Raw genomic sequence first — 3,719 nt, forward strand, 5'->3', positions numbered from 1 at the left:
GTCGTGCGTCAGGCAAACTGGAAAAGGCTTCCACAATGGCAAGCGTTCTCATAGCTCGATAAGAAAAATTCGTTGAGCTTTAGCTTACTGGATTTCACCCTCTCTGTCTAGAATGAAATAGCCCTGCGCCTTATCACGCCTGCATACCACTGATCCGGTGTAATCTCCTGGCTACCAATTTTCGTCAAGTCTATCGCTGCACAGGCGAATCCTTCCGCTTGCAACTTGTGCATTGTTCGCACCCGCAAGCTAGTTTTCCCCATCTGCCGAGAATTCAGCACATAACAAAACTCCCCAGCTTTGAGTCCTTCATAAAGGTCAAAATCTGCCTGTCGCACCACATAAGTGGGAGCATCAAGAGGTAAATGTCCACCCACTTTATAGTTATAGGCTGGGTTTGGCTCTTGACTCATAAGTGGTTCTGATTGGGTAGAAAACACCGCTTTTTGATATTTGTTATAAACAACTGTTATTATTAATTAATAATAGCTAGTTCTTATATACTAATTCTATTTTAGCTGTGAAGAGTTTTAAATAAGTTAACCGCTAAGACCCAGAGGCAGCAGAGATAAAAGGGTAAACTGAAAAATCATACATTATTTATAAATGTTGTATATCAAAGTGTTAGTTAACTGAAATTTAGAATTTTCAACTATTAAACTTTATTTAGTTTACGTCATATTATCCTTTATTCCATATATTATAATTCCTAATATTTTATCTAAATTGCTAATCAGATGTTCGCCTAACTCAACCTCGATTGTTTGTCCATTCAATCTCAAAAATTTCCAACGATCTCCAGTAGTAACAGCTCCATAAATCGACCTAATATTATTTTCCTCACGTTCGTTAAATAATTTAGCTGCAATCATTTCCGCTACACACTGCCCTAATCCTGCATTAATATTCTCTTTTTTAGCTTCTACAATTGTAATTACTGGTGTTCTAAGCAGTAGCAGTTCTGGGGAACCGCTAATTATAAAGTCGCAATTGCCATTTAACCCTCTTTCAGCATCAACAGTAAAATCTATTCCAGAAAATAAACTAACTTTATTTTGAAGTTTTTTTCTCACTTCAATTAGAATTGGGGTGATAATCATTTCCGAACGAGATTTTTCGGTGTTACTAGCAAGGGCTAAAGGCAGATTATATTGGAGTGTTTCTGCCAGATAATTACTGCTCTCTAATTTAGGTATATCTGAGAACATATCAAGTCTATCTACAAGAGTTAAGTCAAATGTTTTCAGCACTCTGATTAATGTAAAGTCACTATATGCCATTTCTTTTACCTTTGAGTAACTAAGTTTAGGGATAGATTGATAGTTTTGGTCAAAGCGCGATCGCTTAATCTTTGACTTTTTCTTTTTCAATACTCTTTTGTGTTTTCTTCACGATCGCTAGTAGTCATCATCCATAAATTTACCGTCAGGTATGATTGTTTCGTAAGAGGTGACAGAATTCCATTTGCTACGCTCCAGATTGTAGCACCCGTTAAGTTTGCTCTACTCAAATCGACATCTTTCCACTCGACATCACTCAAATTGGCATTTGTCAGGTTAGCTCCTTTTAAATGCGTCTGAGTAATTCATCAGCATCCATGTCAGTTACTCGTGATATCTATACTTTCTCTCAAGCGATCGCTTACTATATCCTCATCACCGCAACCCTTTTTCTCGCAACAATGCATCAGCCCAAACAGCATCCTCTCCCTTCAAGGGTGGTATTGCAGGCTGAGTATAATCTACCGCTAAATCAAATCCCGCTTGGTCATACACCTCGCTTAACAAAGCTTGCAACTCTACTTGCACTTCTGCATCCCCAGACTGCAAGGGTAAGGGGAATGGGGGAATTTCTTCTCGTACAGTAAAGGCATACAAATGAGCTGCTGGACGGCGAACGCTTCGACTCACTAAAATTCGATAATCTGTGTCAATTCCACTGCGAACAGGCATTGGTTTTCCGCCTCTTAGTAAGTCAATTTCTACTAGATGGGTGGCACTTGTTAGAACTTGTTGTCGCTTACTTTCATACAAGTTTCGTCCAACTCCCGCGCGTTTATTTTTAGGGGAAAGGATTTCTATAACAGTAATCACCTCACCCGTTCCTACTTCTCTAATTTCTAAGTAACCTTCCCTAGTTTCTTCGGGAATTGGTAGTGTTACTGTTATCGGTTCGCGCGGGGAGGTAAGCGTTGCGGTTGATTGAGATTGGTTAGCGGATGAAGGCTTGGAGAATACCGCCACATCAGGAATCATCACCAAGTCGCTATCTTTTACATCGCTTAAATAAATCCGCTTTTCAATTGCTACGCGATATTTAGGACGAACAGAGGGGGCTATGGCAATGGCGATCGCAGTAATTAACCGATGATGTACCTCAGCCCACAATTCAGGATTTTCTAAGTATGGATCTACCCCTGGAAATGGAGAAGGCATTTTCTTACCTCAAGCAACAATTATGTATTTGCGTCAATTTAAACACGTTTTGATATCTATACTTTCTCTCAAGCGATCGCTAAAATATTGCCGATACAAATCGAAGCGCGGCGTGACATTATTACCCTGCAACTGTACCAGCCCCATGCTGTGCAGTTTAAATGCTGGCACCGACTCTAATTCTACGGGTGTGTCCGCTGTTACTACTTTAGCGAAAGCAGCTGCTAACTCTGGATGTAGTTGCAGATTCCACAAATGTCTTCGCAAATGGTCATCGTAAAGTCCGCTTCTGTCGGAGCAGTTTCCCACAGTTGCTCCAACGTAATCGTCTGCTGAGCGATATGATAAAGCGCCAATCGTACTAAATAAGGATGTCCACCAACTAACCTCATTAATTGCTCAACCTGCGTTGCATTCCAATTCAGTCCATGCCGCTGAGTTAAATCTTGCACCTGTTCCGGGCTAAAGTCCGGTAACTCAATCGGCAACCCTACATTAAACGGCGATTGATTGACATTTAGGGGGATATAAACTTCCGTTGAATGTACCACCACCAGACGCAGTTGTTGCCAGCGATCGCTATCGCCATTCCCATAGCCAGCTTCCTCATACCAAGCCCGCAACAACCCAAAAAAATCGTCAGCAATTTTGGGATATTGAAAAACCCGATCCACCTCATCCAAACCTAACACCAACGGACTATTGGATGCTGACAGCAAACAATCCTCAAAATAAATCGTGCAATTATCTTTACTGCCAAAAGTATCCGTCCAATAATCATCTAATTGATGAGGAAGGCGCAGCTTTCGAGAAATCCGGGCACAAAACCACCGCAAAAGTTGATTTAAATCCGTGAAAACTGCCGTATCCGCGTGCTGAAAACTCAACGGCACCGTGCGATAACCCTGCTCATTTGCTCGATAAAGAATCCTCGCCATCAGCGAAGTTTTCCCCATCTGTCTCGGTGCCTTGATCCGAATCAAAGCTCCTGGTTGCAAAATCTCCTTGTAACACTGAGCTTCATAAGGAACTCGCTCCACATAAAACGCAGAAGCGAGACGCACCTGACCATTCGGTAACTCTGGTTCTGCCACTGGCAGGGGTGCATCTGAAGAATGCAACATCAAGGATGCTCTCCCCTCATCCTCCTGGGAAAGTGGCAATGTTCTAGACGTGTGGAAATGAGAGAATGAGAGGAGTTGTCTTTCCTGTCCTGACCAATGATATTAGAACCTGTGTTGTGTCCCGATTGTAGCAGTGATGATGTGGTGAGACACGGTCGCT

Annotated in this window: 4 protein-coding genes and 2 pseudogenes; 1 reads left to right on the plus strand and 5 read right to left on the minus strand. The window is 41.9% G+C overall.

All coding sequences use genetic code 11. From position 1 onward, the window contains the following. Positions 1 to 110: 110 nt before the first annotated feature. From ACFW2W_RS19075 to ACFW2W_RS19095, 5 genes and pseudogenes are all read right to left on the minus strand, one after another. Positions 111 to 440 (minus strand): annotated as a pseudogene (locus ACFW2W_RS19075) (hypothetical protein); the annotation flags it as partial. A gap of 231 nt (positions 441 to 671) precedes the next feature. After that, positions 672 to 1,280: a hypothetical protein gene (locus tag ACFW2W_RS19080; RefSeq protein ID WP_378181686.1), complete on the minus strand. Its 609-nt coding sequence runs from the start codon at positions 1,278 to 1,280 to the stop codon at positions 672 to 674. A gap of 86 nt (positions 1,281 to 1,366) precedes the next feature. Continuing rightward, the gene (locus tag ACFW2W_RS19085; protein WP_378181689.1) at positions 1,367 to 1,585 is read right to left on the minus strand and encodes a pentapeptide repeat-containing protein; all 219 of its coding nucleotides are present in this window, start codon (positions 1,583 to 1,585) and stop codon (positions 1,367 to 1,369) included. Between the two features lie 70 nt (positions 1,586 to 1,655). Continuing rightward, complete coding sequence (locus tag ACFW2W_RS19090) at positions 1,656 to 2,435, minus strand: DUF4058 family protein (protein ID WP_378181683.1); 780 nt, start codon at positions 2,433 to 2,435, stop codon at positions 1,656 to 1,658. A 33-nt stretch (positions 2,436 to 2,468) separates the two neighbouring features. Next, positions 2,469 to 3,538 (minus strand): annotated as a pseudogene (locus ACFW2W_RS19095) (AAA-like domain-containing protein); the annotation flags it as partial. Between the two features lie 117 nt (positions 3,539 to 3,655). Here ACFW2W_RS19095 and ACFW2W_RS19100 point away from each other — a divergent pair. Beyond that, positions 3,656 to 3,719: IS1 family transposase (locus tag ACFW2W_RS19100; RefSeq protein WP_378177235.1), on the plus strand; the 64-nt coding region annotated here is incomplete at its 3' end.

The sequence above is a fragment of the Coleofasciculus sp. H7-2 genome, assembly GCF_042747725.1.
GTDB lineage: Bacteria > Cyanobacteriota > Cyanobacteriia > Cyanobacteriales > FACHB-T130 > FACHB-T130.

Coding starts and splice junctions, on each gene's coding strand:
- ACFW2W_RS19080 (WP_378181686.1), bottom strand. CDS start 1,280: ATGGCATATAGTGACTTTACATTAATCAGAGTGCTGAAAACATTTGAC.
- ACFW2W_RS19090 (WP_378181683.1), bottom strand. CDS start 2,435: ATGCCTTCTCCATTTCCAGGGGTAGATCCATACTTAGAAAATCCTGAA.